This is a genomic window from uncultured Campylobacter sp., assembly GCF_938045535.1.
Lineage (GTDB): Bacteria > Campylobacterota > Campylobacteria > Campylobacterales > Campylobacteraceae > Campylobacter_B.
Genome location: NZ_CALIMQ010000244.1, coordinates 10984 through 28156, shown reverse-complemented (window position 1 = coordinate 28156; position 17173 = coordinate 10984). Strand labels below are relative to the sequence as shown.

At 48.5% G+C, this 17173-nt stretch carries 12 protein-coding genes and 4 tRNA genes; 6 read left to right on the top strand and 10 right to left on the bottom strand.

Annotated features, from left to right (window positions below; all coding sequences use genetic code 11):
• Nucleotides 1–79: 79 nt before the first annotated feature.
• From Q0095_RS07580 to Q0095_RS07555, 6 genes are all read left to right on the top strand, one after another.
• Nucleotides 80–166, top strand: a tRNA-Leu gene (locus Q0095_RS07580).
• 16 nt (nucleotides 167–182) lie between these two features.
• Nucleotides 183–256, top strand: a tRNA-Cys gene (locus Q0095_RS07575).
• Between the two features lie 20 nt (nucleotides 257–276).
• Nucleotides 277–432, top strand: coding sequence for a hypothetical protein (locus Q0095_RS07570; RefSeq protein ID WP_177387338.1), 156 nt, complete (start codon nucleotides 277–279; stop codon nucleotides 430–432).
• Between the two features lie 58 nt (nucleotides 433–490).
• A tRNA-Ser gene (locus Q0095_RS07565) sits at nucleotides 491–578 on the top strand.
• A gap of 727 nt (nucleotides 579–1305) precedes the next feature.
• Nucleotides 1306–4047: a M16 family metallopeptidase gene (locus tag Q0095_RS07560; RefSeq protein ID WP_297882818.1), complete on the top strand. Its 2742-nt coding sequence runs from the start codon at nucleotides 1306–1308 to the stop codon at nucleotides 4045–4047.
• 329 nt (nucleotides 4048–4376) lie between these two features.
• Nucleotides 4377–7103 (top strand): TonB-dependent receptor plug domain-containing protein, encoded by a 2727-nt coding sequence (locus Q0095_RS07555; RefSeq protein ID WP_297882817.1) that lies wholly within the window; start codon nucleotides 4377–4379, stop codon nucleotides 7101–7103.
• Nucleotides 7104–7394: 291 nt separating this feature from the next.
• Here the strand turns inward: Q0095_RS07555 and Q0095_RS07550 are convergent, their stop codons facing one another.
• From Q0095_RS07550 to Q0095_RS07505, 10 genes are all read right to left on the bottom strand, one after another.
• The gene (locus tag Q0095_RS07550) at nucleotides 7395–7883 is read right to left on the bottom strand and encodes a hypothetical protein (RefSeq protein ID WP_297882816.1); all 489 of its coding nucleotides are present in this window, start codon (nucleotides 7881–7883) and stop codon (nucleotides 7395–7397) included.
• Nucleotides 7884–8135: 252 nt separating this feature from the next.
• Nucleotides 8136–8357, bottom strand: coding sequence for a hypothetical protein (locus Q0095_RS07545; RefSeq protein WP_297882815.1), 222 nt, complete (start codon nucleotides 8355–8357; stop codon nucleotides 8136–8138).
• A 36-nt stretch (nucleotides 8358–8393) separates the two neighbouring features.
• A complete protein-coding gene (locus Q0095_RS07540) occupies nucleotides 8394–8588 on the bottom strand; it encodes a hypothetical protein (RefSeq protein WP_297882814.1) in 195 nt (64 codons plus the stop codon).
• 100 nt (nucleotides 8589–8688) lie between these two features.
• A complete protein-coding gene (locus tag Q0095_RS07535) occupies nucleotides 8689–8934 on the bottom strand; it encodes a hypothetical protein (protein ID WP_297882813.1) in 246 nt (81 codons plus the stop codon).
• Nucleotides 8935–9013: 79 nt separating this feature from the next.
• Complete coding sequence (locus Q0095_RS07530; RefSeq protein WP_297882812.1) at nucleotides 9014–9628, bottom strand: hypothetical protein; 615 nt, start codon at nucleotides 9626–9628, stop codon at nucleotides 9014–9016.
• A 31-nt stretch (nucleotides 9629–9659) separates the two neighbouring features.
• Complete coding sequence (locus Q0095_RS07525; protein WP_297882811.1) at nucleotides 9660–10613, bottom strand: Dyp-type peroxidase; 954 nt, start codon at nucleotides 10611–10613, stop codon at nucleotides 9660–9662.
• A 231-nt stretch (nucleotides 10614–10844) separates the two neighbouring features.
• Nucleotides 10845–10932: transfer RNA gene (locus tag Q0095_RS07520), tRNA-Ser, on the bottom strand.
• Between the two features lie 403 nt (nucleotides 10933–11335).
• Entirely contained in the window at nucleotides 11336–12793 is a 1458-nt protein-coding gene (locus tag Q0095_RS07515; RefSeq protein WP_297882810.1) for an efflux transporter outer membrane subunit, read from the bottom strand.
• On the bottom strand, nucleotides 12780–15938 hold the full coding sequence (locus Q0095_RS07510) for a multidrug efflux RND transporter permease subunit (RefSeq protein ID WP_297882809.1): 3159 nt from the start codon (nucleotides 15936–15938) through the stop codon (nucleotides 12780–12782). The genes Q0095_RS07515 and Q0095_RS07510 overlap by 14 nt, the downstream gene beginning before the upstream one ends.
• Entirely contained in the window at nucleotides 15938–17065 is a 1128-nt protein-coding gene (locus Q0095_RS07505; RefSeq protein WP_297882808.1) for an efflux RND transporter periplasmic adaptor subunit, read from the bottom strand. The genes Q0095_RS07510 and Q0095_RS07505 overlap by 1 nt, the downstream gene beginning before the upstream one ends.
• Between the last annotated feature and the right edge of the window lie 108 nt (nucleotides 17066–17173).

Below are 17173 nucleotides of genomic sequence, written 5' to 3'. Positions count from 1 at the left end.
CGCAACCTTGCCATGGTTGATGTCGCGAGTTCGACTCTCGTTTCCCGCTCCATTTTACATTCTGTTTTGTATTAAACGTGCCCGGATGGCGGAATCGGTAGACGCAAGGGACTTAAAATCCCTCGGAATTTTTTCCGTGCCGGTTCAAGTCCGGCTCCGGGCACCACCTAATAAGCCGGCGCGGCGACATAGCCAAGTGGTAAGGCATGAGCCTGCAAAGCTTTGATCCCCGGTTCGAATCCGGGTGTCGCCTCCAGATCCTAAAAAGGAGTTATTATGAGATACATACTAGCGGCTCTTTTGGCATTGATGGTTTTTAGCGGGTGCTCTAATACTTGGCACGGCGTAAAAGAGGACTCGCACAACGCGGCTCAATGGACCAAAGAAAAGGTTCACAACGGCGCCGAGTGGGTCGGAGAAAAAACCGAATAAATTGCGCGTGTAGATCTTGATCTGCGCAAACTTTCGGCGGGGTCTACCCGCCCTTAATCGGGAGATGGCTGAGCGGTCGAAAGCGGCGGTCTTGAAAACCGTTGAGGTGAAAGCCTCCTGGGGTTCGAATCCCTATCTCCCGGCCATTTTATCTAACCCGAAATTCCCTTTTACTTCAAAAAATTCACATTTTATTTATACTAATTTTCATTTAATGCTCTTTAGGCTAGAATTTTATCTTGTAGCAAACGGCAGTTTGCGACGGTGCCTTTATAGATGGGAAACAGAATAGCATACGGCAAAGATGCCAAGATCGTGCGTCAGCGGTTTGTTTGATCGATACGTGCTAAAATAGCGCGTAGCGAGAGTAGGGCGATGTCAAATTTAAATGTTTGTCCGTCTGGTCATAAAAGCGAATGTGAAAGATAATTGCGAAATTTAGCTATAGAATTTCAAAGCTTAGCAGCCCGCCGCGCTTGGCGTAAAATTTTAAAATTTACCGATTCGCGCTTTTTAAATTTAGCCCGGGTGCAAGTAAATTTTAAAATTTGCGCCCATGCCGCCATGCTGTCGCGCCGCCTCGCAGACCAAGATCGATGCATTTGCCAATTCGGGCGATGCACAAAATGAGAGAAGCTGCTCAGTATGGAGCCAGAGCCGGTAAACTCGCGAAGCGGACCGAAGATCGGCGCGCGAGCATGCGGCTTAAAAGTTGGCAAATTTAAGAAATATCGCAGGCTGACGGGTCAAAGCGAATAAATCTAAAAAATAGCGCAGAATGGCGCAGACAGGCAGTTTGATAAGCCGAAAGAGAAAAGTCTGCCGAAAGGTCTGCGAGGCGGAATTTTACTAGAAATAAATAAAGGGCTTTAAATGCGAAAAATTTTACTATTTTTACTGCTTTGTGCGGGAGCTTTTGCTCTTGAGTGGGACGGAGCCGTCCTGCGGGGGGCGCTGCCAAACGGGTTTAAATACTATATTTTAGAAAATTCCGTGCCTAAAAATTCCGCCGTTTTCTATCTGATCGTGGATGCGGGCTCGATCGATGAGAGCTCTAATGAGCGCGGGCTTGTGCACTTCATCGAGCATATGTCCTTTAACGGAAGTCGCGATTTTAGCAAAAACGAGCTTATCAAAAAGCTGCAGAGCCTAGGCGTGAAATTCGGCGCTGACGTAAATGCGCAGACGGGCTATGACAGCACGATTTACACGCTTAACATCGCGGTTAGCGAAGAAAATTTAAAGGACGTTTTTAAAATTTTTGCTTCGATTGCGGACGGAGTGGAGTTTAATCCGCTCGAGCTCGTAAAAGAAAGAGGCGTCATAATCGAGGAGGCGCGCAGTCGCGATACGCCGATCGCGAGGCTTTACGAGCGGATGGATGAGGAGCTTTACGGCGGCAGCGCGTATTTTAATCGTGCGCCGATCGGCGATATGGCGGTCGTAAAATCCGTAAGCGCGCAGCGAATCAAGGAGCTTTATCAAAAAATTTACCAGCCCAGGTCTATGAAATTTATAGCCGTGGGCGATTTTAAAAGGGATAAAATTTTAAAACTGCTAGAGCAAAATTTTTCGCCTCTTAAAAATACAAACTCCTACACCCGTCCGGATATGGGCATTCCGCCTAGGCAGGGTTTGAAAATTTACAATTACGATACGAACGAAACGTCGCTAAATTCCGTCAAAATTTCGTTTTGGGAGGAATTTGCGCCCCCAAGCAGCGATGCGAATACGAGAAAAATTTTAAAAAGCGAGCTTATCTCAAGCCTCATCTCTACGATTTATGAGCGAGCGAAGGCTAGCGAAGGCGCGCTGCTGCGAGTTAATTTTTCCAGATCGAATTTGCAGTTTCAAAAAACGATCTATAGCTTCGACGTTGCCGTTTTGGGCCGAGATTTTGACGGCGCGATCTCGCAGGCGCTCGGGCTAATCAAAGGCTTGCGAGATAGCGGCTTTGATGCGCGCGATTTCGCCCTTGCGAAGGATGCTTTGATCGGCTCGCGGCACAGCGCCTTTGAGCGCAAAAAAAGCGCAAATTCCGCGTTTTTTGCAAGGGAGATTCTTCATGCCGTAAAATCAGGAGCCGTCCTGCCTAGCGCCGCAAAACAGCGGGATTTGGAGGTAAAGCTGCTGCGCGAGATCAGCCTGGAGGAGCTAAATTTAGAATTTAAGCGCCTTACGGACCTAGGCGAGGTGCATGCAAGCGCTTTTAGCGGCTCCGGATATAATCTGGATGAGGCTAAATTTAAGAAGCTGCAGGATGACGCTAGAGCGATAAATACGCATGCCGCGCATAAAAAGCTGCCGGGTAGCTTGGTTTCTAAAAACCTGCCTGAGGGCAAAATTTTAAGCAAGAGTTTTGAGCCGCGATTTAAATTTTATACCTATCTGCTTGAAAATAACGCGACCGTGATCTTAAAGCCGCTTAAGACGCGCAAGGATTTCATCTCGTTTGCCGCGGTAAGCAGGGGCGGAATGTCCAATCTAGCGCATCCGGGACTTGGCAGTTTTGCCGCGATGCTTTCAAACGAAAGCGGCGCAGGCGATTTTAACAATTATGAAATTTCGCAAATTTTAAGCGGGCGGCAGGTGAATTACCGCAAAAACATCTCCGCATTCTCGCACGGATTTTACGGAAGCTGCGGCTCGCAGGATCTAAAATGGCTGCTGGAAGCGATAAACTTAGAGCTTAGCTCTCCGCGCACGGACGAGAAAGCGCTGCAAAATTTAAAGATCAAATCGCTCGATGAGCTTGCGCGAAACGAGAAATTGCCCGGATATAAATTTAGCAGGGAATTTAGCGAGTTTTTTTACGGCGGCAATGCGCGAATGCGCCCGCTAAGCGCCGCGCAGATCAAAGCTCTTAACGCGGAGGAGTTGAAAAAGATCATCTATGATAAATTTAGCAACGCCGCATCCTACACTTTCGTACTTAGCGGCGATTTTGAGTTAAAAGACGCCGAAGCCCTCATAAAAAAATATCTGGCGAACCTACCCGCTCGCGGCGAACGCGAGGATTTTAAAGACGACGGTATCCGCAGCTTAAGCGGACGGCACGTTTTTATGCGCAACTATCAAAACTCCCCTAGAAGCGACGTCGCGCTTACCGCGATAAACAGATCCGCTCCATACTCGCTTGAAAATGCAATTAAAATTTCAGCCCTAGCTTCGGTGCTTCAGGAAGCACTTAGAGAGCGCATCAGAGAGGACGAGGGGCGTACTTACGGCTTTTCGGTCGCTTCGAGCCTAAGCCGCATCCCGTACGGGCACTCGAGCCTTCATATTTCGTTTTCCTGCGCGCCGCAAAATACGGATCAAATTTTATCCGCAATTAGAGAAATTTTTGCAGAAATCGCAGGCGGCGGATCGGACGTAGCGCGGCATCTTGAAAATTTTAAAAAATCCCAGATTATCACGGCGCGTACCGCTCGCGAAAGCCCGGAGTTTTGGAACGACGCGCTCGTAAAATACGCGCTTTGGAATGAGGAGATCGCCGATTTTAAGGCGTTTGAAAAGATCATAAATTCCATCACGCCAAAGGATATCGCGGAGGCCGCGCAGACATATATTTTTGACACCGATGAGACGGTGAGGATAAATGCGCCGAAATTTTAACAGGCTAGGCGCATCTAAATTTTGCTCGTTAAATTTGCTAGGTGCGTTTAAATTTAACGGCGCTTGCACGGCAAATTTCGGCGCCGCAAATTTATGTGCTTTAAAAATATACCCAAGAATAAAACTCAATTAAGCCCATCTGTACCGTGCATAGATTTTAGGTAAATTTTATTTTGAAATAGATTTATCTCGCCGATATATCGCTATTTTGTTACATTTTTTCTATTGATTGCATAAGTCGTATAATTGTTATCACTTTTATTGAAATTTAAAATATTATTGGCTAAATTTCCTCAGTCTTAATTTTTATTTTCAAAAAAGGAGAAAAGATGATTGTCGGTTTTTGGGCCTGTAAGCCATGTAAAAGCGGCGCAGGCCGCAATTATTCCGCTTCCGTAAAAGGCGAGAAATCCACTCAAAATCGCTGCGGGGGGGGGCTTGCACGCTCCTTGATAGTCGCGGCGTGCCTTTGCAGTCTAAGCATTGCGCAGGATTCGTCTGAAAATAACGCAACCAGGAGCGTTTCTACCAAAGAAAACCCAGGCGCGCAGAGCTCCGCTGCGGCGATAAATAGTTATAAATTTCCCGAAATAGTCGTCGTCGGCAACATCGACTCGAGCCTTACGAGCGTCGGCGATAGCTACGGCGGTACGCAAAAGATAAGCAGAACGATGATCGAGTCGATGCCTAGCGGCAACGGCGACTTCGTGCAGCTTTTGCGCACCAATCCAAACGTGCAATTCAGCTCCACGAACCGCCAGAGCACGACGCTGGGCGAGATCAGCCCCGCAAATATCAGTATCAACGGCGCGAAGTATTGGCAAAACAACTTTATGCTTGACGGCGCGAATATGAATAACGATCTTGATCCCGCTAGAAATCCGGGCGGCAATCCTACGCGCTTTTCGGCGTTTGATACGATGAACTCCGTCTCGCAAGGTATGGCGATCGATAGCGATTTTTTACGGAGCGTCGAGGTGCACGATAGCGGCATCTCCGCCAAATACGGCGGATTTACCGGCGGCGTAGTGGAGGCTAAGACGCGAGATCCGCGCGCGGGCTTTCACGGCAAGTTTTCAATGCAGCACACCGAGGATAGCTGGACTAGGTACCATATCTACGGCGATGAACAGAGCTTTGAAAACTCCGCTACTCCGCTAAATCAGCCGAGATTCGATAAGTGGATCACTAGGTTAAATTTAGAGGGCACCGTTACCGAAGATCTGGGTTTGATGTTCGGCTACACAAATACTAGAAGTAAAATTCCGCTCAAGGCCTACGACAGAAGATACAACGCAGATACGACCATCACCGAGCGAGTTCAGAGGCGAAATATAGACAACTATTTCCTAAAAGCGCTTTGGTATGCAAGCGACCGCTTAACTATCACGCCTAGCGTAACCTACGCGCCCGAGCGAAACAAGATGTTTAACGACCACGTCAAGGATTCATACGCAGATATGAAATCGGGCGGTTTAAATTTAGCGCTTAAAGCCGACTACGATGGCGATTTTGCTAGATTTAATCAAATTTTATCCTACAGCAAGCTGGAGAGTTCGCGTGATGCCGAGAATGAATATTATAGGGCTTGGCAATACTCAAACGTAAAGAATTGGGGTAGTAAAATTTTATCCGCTTCGGCGATAGAGGGCGGCTTTGGGGATCTTGATCAGACTCAAAAGAGCCTTTCATACAACGCGGATCTGGAGTTTAATGAATTTGATCTCGGCGGCAGTAAGCATAGATTTATCACAGGCTTTGAGTTTAAAAAGCAAGAGGCTAAATTTAATGTAAGAAAAGAGTTTATGACCGCTGGCGGAATAGCACCGCTACCTGCGGGTGTAAATGCTTGCGATCCGAATGACGAGCTCTGCTCGATAGACGATTCTTTTGCGAGGCGTGGTAGAAGCGGCCAGTTTTTTACGCGAAAAAGTTATTACAAGGGCAATACCAAGGTGGATATGAAAAGCTTGGCGGTTTATCTGGAAGATGAGATAAAAATAGGCGATCTTACCTTGCGACCGGGCGTAAGATTAAATAGGGACGATTATATGAAGCAAACGACTGCGGCGCCGAGATTTAACAGCTACTACGATATTTTTGGCGACGGCGGTTCGATTCTTAGCTTCGGCGCAAACCGCTACTACGGACGCAATCTCTTTACCTATAAATTAAGGGAAGGGCGAGAGGGTCTTGCCACTACCTACACGCGTCCACGCAATGCCTATACGCAAAACTGGACGCAACTGCCAAAAGACCCGTCTCTAACTAAATTTAACGAGCTAAAGGTGCCTTATGAGGATGAGCTGGTATTCGGGGCAAAGCAAAAGCTCGGGAATTTCGAGTTTTTCGGCAAATATGTAAGCCGCAAGGGCAGGGATCAGATCATCAAATCTACGCGAAGAGATCTAGGTCTAGCGCCGAATCCGAACTACCAAAACAACTATCAAACCTTTACTAATGACGGCAGAAGCGAAAATAAAATTTTAACCTTCGGCGTTAAAACGATCGATGATTATGAGGCCTTCGGTACGCTAAATGGCTTTGAGCTGGACTTTGAGCACATCAAGATGAAAACGAACAACACCCTTTATGACATATCGCTTGATAGAGAAACGCTCGAAGATGAAAAGATCGTCGAATACGATGGCAGGCTGATGAGGCTATCGGAGCTTCCAGCGCAGGACTATGCTAGGCCTTGGACTGCGAGCCTAAACATCATCACGAAAATTCCAAGCTACGGTATCAGCGTGAATAACTTCCTCTCGTTTAAAGGCTCGCAAGAAGCGATCGCCCGCACGGGCAGGACGCCTGCGGGCAAGTATCCTGCTAGATACGATAAATACGAAAAGGTAAATCTCGGCAAAAGCTACAGCTGGGATGCGCGCATCGGATACGCTAAAAAGATGGCGGGCGAGGTGGAATTTTTTACGAATTTAGACATTTACAACGTCCTAAATAAGCGCAATAAAGCAAGACTTAGCAGCGACACCTCGCTCGATCTGGTCTATGAGGCGGGCAGGCAGTTTTGGCTGGAAGCGGGCATTCGGTGGTAGCGTAAGCTAAATTTGCGGAGCTTTTAAAATTTCGCGGCTCCGCAAAATTTTGTGAATTTTTTTGAAATTCACGGCATTTTGCGAAATTTCAAATTTCGCGCCGCGCGTCTTGAAATTTCGTACCGCGCGCTGTAAAATTTTAGCGTGCGCATCGTATGATTTAACGTGCACGCCGTAAAATTTTAACGTATGCGAAATTATAAAATTTACGCCCAAATTTAACTTGAAATCAATTTAAGAAGTCGAAACGACTTTTGAAATTTTAACGCCGATATCGCCTAATAAGCCTTTTTATTGAAATATCACAAACTGCTTTTGAAATTTTGACGGGCTGATCTGCCGCTCTTTCAGCATGTAGCGGCAAACTCTTTCAAAGTCCGCTCCGCTCATCATAAAACTGATAAATTCGCCCTTGCCGTCGTAGATGATCAAAGTATCGATCGCACGGAAGCTAAATTTCCCCTCCGTGATCTTTGAAAAAATCAGTTTGGCTATGAAAAAAGGCAAAACTAATGCCGTCAGGCTCATAATAAAAATTATAAATCCCCTAAGGCTCTGTAAAAATCCGGCAAACGCAACGCCTATCACTATGAACGAAAGCACAATGCCTGCGGAATTTCTAGCGGGGACGATATGTCCGAATAGCGGCGTGGCGGTGAGCTTTATGAGCGATATCTCATCGAATTTTATAGATTTCGTGATTTTGCCTTTATTAACGTAGTTGATACTCCTATCCGTCAAATGAACAAAGCGCGTATGGGCGCTGTTGAGATAGGACACGATGCGAATGCTACGTAAACAAACGGCGTATAGTATGGAAAAATATCCCCTATGTATAGAAATACCGGTACCGCCAAGGGAGCGAAGAATAGATTATAAATAAAGAATACTATTATGTTGTAGTCTTTGACGACGAGGGGTTTATTGTCAAATTGCGGCGGATTTCGGCGCTCGGCACTTTGTTTGGACTGCGGCGGCTGCGGTCTTTGCGGCTTATCGTTAAAATTTTTCATTAAATTTTTTGCTCCCGTTTTAAAATTTACCGCTAGCGGCTCGGGCGTTTTGCGGCGCTAAATTTGCCGTTCGCGCCGCACGCCTTAGCGATGCAATCCCAAGCAGAGCCAGCTTGCGTCCTTTTAAAATTTTATTTCGTTGAAATTTATCGGCGCCGCGTATCGGTACCGCGTACGCTTGCCGCATCGCCGCATGAAATTTCGAGGCCTCACGGCTCGAAATCAAAGCAGTAAAACTCATCCGTCTCGCTCCAGAGCTCTTTTAGCGAGCGTCCGTCTATCTGCGGCGCGCCGTAGAGCTCTCGCAGCGTAGCGAAATACCGCTCGCCGCTTGCATTTGCACCCGCCTCGTCCGCGCATCTTTGAAATGAGCAGCGAGATCGGCGTAGGCGATGATCATATACTCTGCGCCGCGTAGGCGAAAGCTAAGCTCGGGCTCGCCGCCCTCAAGGACGCATTTAGCAGCATCCACTCTATAGTTTCAAATGAGTATTTCGACATTTCGCTTCGATCTTAAAATTTTATCTCTTCTGCCGCGATGTTTACTGTGCCGCCGCATATCGCTAGCCGTTTTACTCCGCCAAAAACCCGAAGCGCTCGATCATATCCAAAATCATATCGGCTCTGCAAATTTCATCGTCCAGCAGGTCATCGTATTGATCCCGCAGTCGCTCGGCGTCCTGCGCCACGGACCCTAGATGCTCCCTAGCCTGCGCGAAATCCCCTTTCATCACGTAGTATTCGCCCAAGATCACGCGAGCTCGCGTCTTGCTAACCTTGTCGCCGCCCTCCTCAAGTGCCGCTTTTAGGCTCTGCACGCCGCCCTCCTCAAGCCCTCGCGAGAGCTGCGTTACCTTCTGTAAAGCTTCGCATCCATTTTCGCTCCTTAGCTAAATTTTATTTAAAATAATAGAACAAATTCCCGCCGCACTCAAGATCCACGAACTCCTTGCTGTCAAAAAACAGCTTAAATTTCATGTGGCTCAGGTATTTGGCGTCTTGCGCTTTCTCTACCAAATTTCTTATCAGCCGTTCTATCTTTCCGCCCCCTTCGCGGTGCGCCGCGTCCTGCCTCGTGAAATAAAAAACTACGGGCGCGTCGGACACCGCTGCGATATACCAAATTTTAAGCGCCGCTAAAAGCTCGTTTCGGTTTCGCAGCAGCTCCTCTACCGCGCCTTGGATCAGATCGGTGCGGATCTGCGACTCGAAGGACTCGACCGAGATATAAAAATTCTTAAGTCTGTTTAGTTTCTCGAAAAGCGGCGTGCGGGCGAGGTAGCGCTCGATGCACTTTTTATCGGTGATTTTTGCGGCGTCTTTATCGAAGCGAAGCACGATCTTAAGCCACGCCGAGTCCCTGCCCGCGCCGTAAAACGCACTGATCGCTCGAGTTTTAAATTTAGCGTCTATGAACTCTATCAGACCCCTGACGTTTTCACTATTTTCGACTTTGCCCTCTATGATATCTTTGCAGCGCCTGCTCTGATACGGGCTTAGATCGCAAAACATCGCGCGCCTTTAAATTTAAAGTGATTTAAATTTAGCCCGCATCGTAAGCCTCGAGCATATCGAAAGTCGGAGCGAAAAAGAGCGCGCCCGTCTTTGCAGTGCTGAAGTCAAGCAGGCGGTCGTAGTTGCCTCGCGGGCGGCCGATAAACATGCTCTCAAGCATCAACTCCAGCGTGCTAAAGGTGCTTGCGTAGGCGATGAAGTAGGTTCCCGTCTCGCCGCCCTGCATAAACGGCATATTGCCGCGCACGACCTTTTTGTCGTCGCCGACGTTGGCGGCGGCGGAATGTGAGTTGCTAGGCTTTAGCTCCTCGCTCATTTCGATATCGTTTTGTTTGCTGCGCCCGATGACGCGCTCCTGCTCGTCGACACCCGCGGCGTTCCACGCGCTCATATCGTGGATATATTTTTGTACGAAAAGATAGCTGCCGCCCTTGTACGCCGCATCTTCGTCGCCTACCTTGGCGAAAAAGTCGCGATCTGCGCCCTGGGGGTTTTCGGTACCGTCCACAAAGCCGATGATAGCGCGCCCGTCGTAGTATTTAAAGCCGCAGATCTCCTCCTCGCAGGTCGCAACGTCCTTTAGCGCGGCTCTGATCTCGCTTGCCATATCGTAGCAAACGGCCTGATTCCCCGCTCTGATGTGGATATGGATATCGCCTCCAGTAGCGGGCGCAGCGTGTTTATCGCCCCTAATCTCTTCGAAATTTTTTAGCTCCTTCGGCAAAGGCTTCGGCAAGCCGAGCATTTTCCACGCCTCAAAGCCCACGCCCAGCACGCAGCTTGTTTCGCTAGCCGCGCCGAATCTCGTAACGGCGGTTTTGTTTAAATTTATCACCAAACCGCAAAGCCTCTCGAAAGCCTTTTTGCAGGCGGTCTTGCCCGCACCAAAGCGCCAGATCATAAATACGGTGTTGTTGCCCGGCGCATCGGTTACGTTTTGGGATTTTGCGTGTGCACAGGCACAACTTTTTTCTTCACTCATTTTTCTCTCCTTCAAAGTGAAATTTAAAAGGAATTTTAGCGCAATATCGGTAAACGGCGGGCGCAGAGATAAGATTTAGGCGGCTTTCGGGTTTGATTTTCGGCAGAGGAAATTTTATCTTTGATCGTTAAATTTGCGGCGAGGGTGGAATTTTGGCTTTAAATTTATAAAATTTACGCCGAGTGGGAAAGCGAAATTTCAGAGCTTTGCGGGGATGAAATTTTAAGATAGTGGCAGATGGGAAGGGATTCGAACCCTCGAAAGCTTGCACTTTACACGCGTTCCAGGCGTGCTCCTTCAACCGCTCGGACACCCATCTAAATTAAAAGTCGTGATTATAGCGAAAATCTAAAATTTTGCCAAATTCCGTTTTGGCGCGCAATCCGTTTTGCCTTTAAATTTAAAACGCGGCGCTTAGAATTTTACCGCAGCGTTTGAAATTTTATCGCGCTGCTTGTAATTTCGCCGTGCCGCTTAGAAATTCTACCGCGCCGCGAAGCCCAGCCGCTTTGCACCTCCCAGTCGAGCGACGATTTTACCTTGCTGCGGCTATTTTAAAATTTAGATTATCTTTTAAATTTGGACTTGCCGCCCGCCGCAGGGCTAAATTTTAAAAGCGCAAGCAGATTTTCTTTCATACATCCGCTTGCACCGTAAAAACCGAGCTGCGCTTTAAATTTGCGGGTATTTTAAAATTTCGCGCCGCCGATAAATTTAAAAAGCTAATTAAAAATTCTATCTTTCGGGAAGGTGGACATATCGGGCTGTACATCCTTCTCTGCGCCGATAAGCGCCTTTATTTCGCTATCTTCTATGCTAAAGCCGCCGCCGAGCGCCTTGTAGGCGTTTACCGTCGCGCTTAGCACGTCAAGATCGGTCTGCACTTTGTTTAGCTGCGCGCTAAGTAGGTTTCGCTGCGAATCCAAAAACTCCAGATGGTCGCTGTAGCCCGCCTGATACCTGCTCGAGGCGTTTGAGTAAATTTTGCTCTGCGAAGCGACGAGATCGGCGAGGCTTGCCTGTCTTAATTTGGCGTTTTGCACTCCTATCAGCGCGTCGCGAACGTCGCCGAAAGCGGTTTTAAGCGCTTTGTCGTATGCGATGAAGCTTGCATTTTGCTCTAAATTTGCAAGCTCTACGCGCCTTTTTTGGCGGCCAAAATCAAGTAGCGGCCCTACGAGCGAGCCGCCGATGCTCCATGTGCTCGCACTTGCGGTAAACAGCCTGTCAAACTCGCCGCTTGCATATCCCGCCGAGCCCGTAAGCGAGAAAGTAGGGAAGTAGCCCGCCTTGGCGACGCCCACTAAGAAGTTGCTTGCGCGCAGATTTTCGAGCGAGCTTGCGACATCCGGACGGTGCAGGATCACGTCGCTTGGGATTCCGCTTGGGATCTGCGGAGCGCTAGGCATTTTCGCAGCGGTCTGCGGCGCGCCGCGTAAAATTTCATCGTAGCTCTTGCCCGTTAGGATATTTAGCGAGGTCTGCGCTGCGGAGAGCTGATTTTGCACGCTTATGAGGCTTGCCTCGGCACTTTGTACCGCAGCTTTGGCTTGATAAAATACGATCTCGCTAACCGCGCCCGCATCGAGCTGCTTTTTGCGGTAGTTTTGCGTATCTTGATAGCTTTTTAGGCTGTCTTTTAAAATTTTCTCCTGCTGCTTTAACGCTAGTAGCGTAAAATAGGTCGTCGCAACCGTGCTAGTGATCGTATTTTTGGCGGTTTCGTAGTCGTATTTCGTCGCATTAAATTTCGATCGCGCCGAATCTACGCTGTTGCGCACGCGCCCCCAAAGATCGATCTCGTAGCTTAGCACGGCGCCGATCTGATACGCGCCGTGGGAGTTGCGATCGGGCTGGTTGCCGAAATTATTTTGGCGCACCGCGCTGCCGCTTAAATTTACGTTCGGCAGATATTCAAGCTTGTTCAGCCCTAAATTTACGCGTGCGTACTCGACGTTATTCAGCGCGGTTTGCAGGTCGGAATTCTGCTCCAGCGCGCTTTGGATCAGGGCGTTTAGCTGCGGATCATTAAAGCTTTTCCACCACTGCGTACTAACGTTCGTGCTCGCGTAATCCGCCTTAAAGCCGGTCTGCTTTTGCGGCGTAACGGGCTTGAAGTTGCAACCGCAGAGTAAAATTCCAAGCGTCAAGGCGCTTAAAAGAGCATTATTTATTTTCATCGTTCACCTCGTTAGTTTGGACTTTTTTACCGCGTCTATCAAGCCAAGCGTTGAAGCTTTCGAGCAGGTAGAAAAACAGCGGCACGAAAAAGATCGCGATCGTAGATGCCGCGAGCATTCCGCCTACTACGCCGGTTCCCAGCGCGTGGCGGCTAGCAGCGCCAGCGCCGGTGGCGATAACCATCGGAAGCACGCCAAGACCGAACGCAAGGCTCGTCATCACGATAGGGCGGAACCTCATCTTGGCGGCTTCTATGGCGGCATCGGCGATAGAGCGATGATTATTTAGGTGCTCGTTCATCGCAAATTCCACGATCAAAATCGCGTTTTTCGCCGCCAGACCGATTAGAAGCAAAAGTCCGATCTGAAAATATATGTCGTTATTCAGCCCGCGGAAATACGTAAATACGAGCGCGCCGAATACCGAAAACGGCACGGCGGTAAGCACGGCAAGCGGCATGAGCCACCTTTCGTATTGAGCCGCCAGGATCAAAAACACGAAGATCATTCCAAATACGAATGCCTGTGCGCCCTTGCCCGTCTCGCTGACCTCTTGATACGCGGAACCTGCCCAGCCGATCGAATATCCGCTAGGAAGCTCCTCTTTTATGACCTCTTGGATCGCTGCGATCGCCTGACCCGAGGTGTAGCCCGTGTTTGGCTCACCCATAATCTGCGCTGCTGGGAAGGCGTTAAATCTATTAACGGAATCAGGACCCAGCGAGCGCTCAAGCCTCACTAAAGAATTTAACGCGATCAGATCGCCGCTAGCGCTGCGGACGTAGAGCGATTTTAGATCGTTAGGATCATCTCTATAGTTTTGCGTAGCGCGGATATAGACCTTAAACGTGCGGCCCAAGAGGTTAAAGTCGTTGATGTAATACTGCCCGATGGTGGAATTTAGCACGGTGAAAATGTCGGCTATCTTAACGCCTAGCATCTTTATCTTCTCTTTATCGAGATAGAGCTTATACTGCGGGAAATCGGTATCCAGCGTCGTTCGCACGAGCTTTAAAGCGGGGTGTTGATTGGCTTTGGCAGTTACGCGATCCATATCTGCGCGAATTTCATCGTAGCTCTTGCCCGTCGTACTTTGCGCGTAGAGCTCAAATCCGCCTGTAAGCGAAAGACCCATAATAGGCGGCGGCGTGACGACGTAAGTCATAGAGTTGCGATCCGCGCCGTAGAGCTGCCCGTTTAGCGCGGCGGCTAAGGCAAAGTTGGAATTTTCATCGCCGGGGCGCTCCTTCCAGTCTTTTAGCTTCATAAAAAAAGCTCCCGCATTTTCTCTAAGCGCTCCGGCTAGCATATCGTATCCCGTGATTTGGGTTATATCTTTTACGTTTGGATACTTTTTAGCGATGCTTGCGATGAAATCCTGATCGGCTTCCGTCCTAGGTAGAGTAGATGCCGAGGGAAGCGTAGTCATCGCCATAATCGAGCCTTTGTCCTCGTTAGGCACTAGGCCGCTAGGAGTGAGCACAAGAAGCTTCACCATCGCATAGATGATGATACCCACAAAAACGAGGCTGATTAGTACGTGGCGCAAAACCATGCCGACACCTGCGGCGTAAATTTTAGTTGAGATGCTAAAAAGATTATTAAACCATCTTATAAAGAAAAAAGGCTCAGATTCCTTTTTTTGCAAAATTAGAGCGCAAAGTGCGGGCGTTAGTGTAAGGGCTACGAAGCCTGAAAAACATACCGAGGCTACGAGCGTTAATGCAAATTGCCTCTGCATAACCCCGGTAAAGCCCTCCATAAACGCAACCGGCACAAAAACCGCCGAAAGCACGAGCACGATGGAGATGACGGGCGCTACGATCTCGCCCATCGCCTTTGTAGTGGCTTCTTTGACGCTAAGATCCGGCTCTTCGTGCAAAATTCTCTCCACGTTTTCGATTACTATGATCGCGTCGTCCACGACGATGCCGATAGCTAAAATAAGCGCAAAAAGGGTAATTAAATTTATAGAAAATCCGAAGGCGTAAATTCCGATAAACGCTCCGCAGATCGATACAGGCGCAGCAAGCGTCGGAATGATCGTCGCTCTAAGATTGCCTAAGAACATATACATAACGATGATGACGAGGATTAGCGCTTCAATGAAAGTATGAATGACCTCTTCGATCGAGACTTTTACGAAGCTCGTCGTATCGTAGGCGACGTCGTAGGTCAGCTCGCCTGGGAAATTTGGTTTAAGCTCGTCTATGCGCTTATTTACCGCTTCAACTACGGCTAGGGCGTTGGCGCCACTTTGCATAAAGATAAGCACAGGCACCATCTCTTTACCGTTAAATTTCGCCGAGATATTGTAGCTTGCGCCGCCAAGTTTGACCTCGGCGACATCTTTTACGCGCAAGAAATTCCCATCTTTTTGCGCGCGTATGATGATATTTTCAAACTCTTCGACGGTTTTTAAACGACCCTCAGGCTTGATCGCATAGACGTAGGGATTGCCTAAGTTCATCGGCTGCTCGCCCATCTTACCCGCGGCGTATTGGCTGTTTTGCTCGCTTATTGCGGCGATTATCTCGGCAGTCGTAACGTTAAATTTCTTAAGTAGCTCAGGCTTAACCCAGATCCTCATAGCATAGTCTTTCGTACCCAGCGCTTGAGCTTCGCCGACGCCCGGCACGCGCTTTAGCTCATCTACGACGTTGATAGCTACGTAGTTTTGCATCTCTACAACATCCATCTGTTCGCTAGGATCGTAAAACGCAAGCACTTCCAGCATCGTACTGCTACGCTCGGTAACGGTTACGCCATAGCGGCGCACTTCGTCGGGAAGTAGCGTAAGAGCTGGCGTGACGCGGTTGTTTACATTGACTTTCGCATCTGCTGGATTTGTGCCGATTTGAAAATATACGTTGATACGAACGTCGCCGGAGGAGCTTGCTGAGCTTTCCATATAGATCATATTTTCAACGCCATTGATTGCGTTTTCAAGAGGGGCTGCGACGACGTCGGCGATCGTCTGTGCATCCGCGCCGCTATATGTAGCGCTAACGACGATTTGCGGCGGCGTGAGTTGCGGATACTCCTCGACGGAGGAATTTTTAAGAGCCAAAACGCCCGCGATTACGATGATGATCGAAACGACGCAGGCAAAGACGGGGCGGTTGATGAAAAATTTAGAAAACATTATTTCCCGCTTTCCGCATTGCTCTGAGATGCTTCAGGCTGTCCCGCTACGTAAGGATCGGTGCTTGCAGGTACGGGAGTGACCTTGGAGCCCACGTTGATCTTTTTAAAATTATCCAAAATGATCTGATCGCCGTCTTGCAGTCCGCTTGAGATCGTCGCCGTGCGGGTATCTTGAGCTGCGATTTTGACCACTTTTTTAGCGACCTTTCCATCTTGCACGACATAGACTACGGTGTTGCTAAGATCTTGCTTGAGCGCAACTTGCGGAATTTTAAAGCCGTTTTTCTGATAAAAGCCCTCGACGCTTACTTTAGTAAAAATTCCAGGGCGAATTTCTAAGTTTGGATTTGGAATTTGAGCCTTGGCGCTGACGGACGCGGTGTTTGTATTGATGACGCTATCGATGAAGCTTAGCGTGCCGTTGTAGTCCTTGCCGCCGAGATTTATGCTTACCTGACGGCCCAGCTGCTTCCACTGCCCGTTTCTTAAATTTGCATCAAGCTCCAGTCTATCGACGTCCGCGATGCCGAATTCCACGTCGATCGGATCAAATTTAGAAAGCCTAACCAGATCCTCGCCCACGTTTACGTATGCGCCTACGTCCTTTTGCGTATCGCCCGCCATGCCGTCAAAAGGTGCGGTCACGAGCGAGTGGTCAAAATCGATCTTTGCGCTTTTAAAATTTGCTTCAGCTACCATAAACGCGGCCTTTGCGGTGTCGAAATCCTTTTGAGAGATCGTATTGCTGGCTTTTAGCGCCTTGGCTCTTTTGTAGTCCGCCGAGGCGTTTTGCAGATTAGCGTTTGCGCTGTCAAATGCCGCTTGGTAGCGCGAGCGGTCGATCTCGTAGAGCACGTCGCCCTTTTTAACGCTGCGCCCCGGCTCGAAAAGCTGCTTTTCGATGGTGCCCGAAACCTGCGGCTTTAGCATTATCTCAAGCTCGCTTACGGTCTGTCCGTTAAATTTTAAAATTATCGGCACGTCGGCGGATTTGGCGATAAATACGCCTACCGGCAGCGCGGGGGTCTCGCCGCCTTGCTTCGCGCCGCTTTCCTCCTTTTTTTCGAAATAGGAGCAGCCCGAAACTAAAAACGCTGCGAAAATCAAACTGGCGACTTTTTTCATGTAATTTCCTCTATTTGGGTTAAAATTTTGTATTTGTAATAGTTATTACGAATAAATTATAAATTATAATAAAAACTATATAAATAAAACTTAAATTTAGCCCGTAAA

What these genes read in the sequence shown, in the direction of transcription:
- Q0095_RS07570 (WP_177387338.1), top strand. Translation starts at nt 277, where the DNA reads ATGAGATACATACTAGCGGCTCTTTTGGCATTGATGGTTTTTAGCGGG.
- Q0095_RS07560 (WP_297882818.1), top strand. Translation starts at nt 1,306, where the DNA reads ATGCGAAAAATTTTACTATTTTTACTGCTTTGTGCGGGAGCTTTTGCT.
- Q0095_RS07555 (WP_297882817.1), top strand. Translation starts at nt 4,377, where the DNA reads ATGATTGTCGGTTTTTGGGCCTGTAAGCCATGTAAAAGCGGCGCAGGC.
- Q0095_RS07545 (WP_297882815.1), bottom strand. Translation starts at nt 8,357, where the DNA reads ATGAGTTTTACTGCTTTGATTTCGAGCCGTGAGGCCTCGAAATTTCAT.
- Q0095_RS07530 (WP_297882812.1), bottom strand. Translation starts at nt 9,628, where the DNA reads ATGTTTTGCGATCTAAGCCCGTATCAGAGCAGGCGCTGCAAAGATATC.
- Q0095_RS07525 (WP_297882811.1), bottom strand. Translation starts at nt 10,613, where the DNA reads ATGAGTGAAGAAAAAAGTTGTGCCTGTGCACACGCAAAATCCCAAAAC.
- Q0095_RS07515 (WP_297882810.1), bottom strand. Translation starts at nt 12,793, where the DNA reads ATGAAAATAAATAATGCTCTTTTAAGCGCCTTGACGCTTGGAATTTTA.
- Q0095_RS07510 (WP_297882809.1), bottom strand. Translation starts at nt 15,938, where the DNA reads ATGTTTTCTAAATTTTTCATCAACCGCCCCGTCTTTGCCTGCGTCGTT.
- Q0095_RS07505 (WP_297882808.1), bottom strand. Translation starts at nt 17,065, where the DNA reads ATGAAAAAAGTCGCCAGTTTGATTTTCGCAGCGTTTTTAGTTTCGGGC.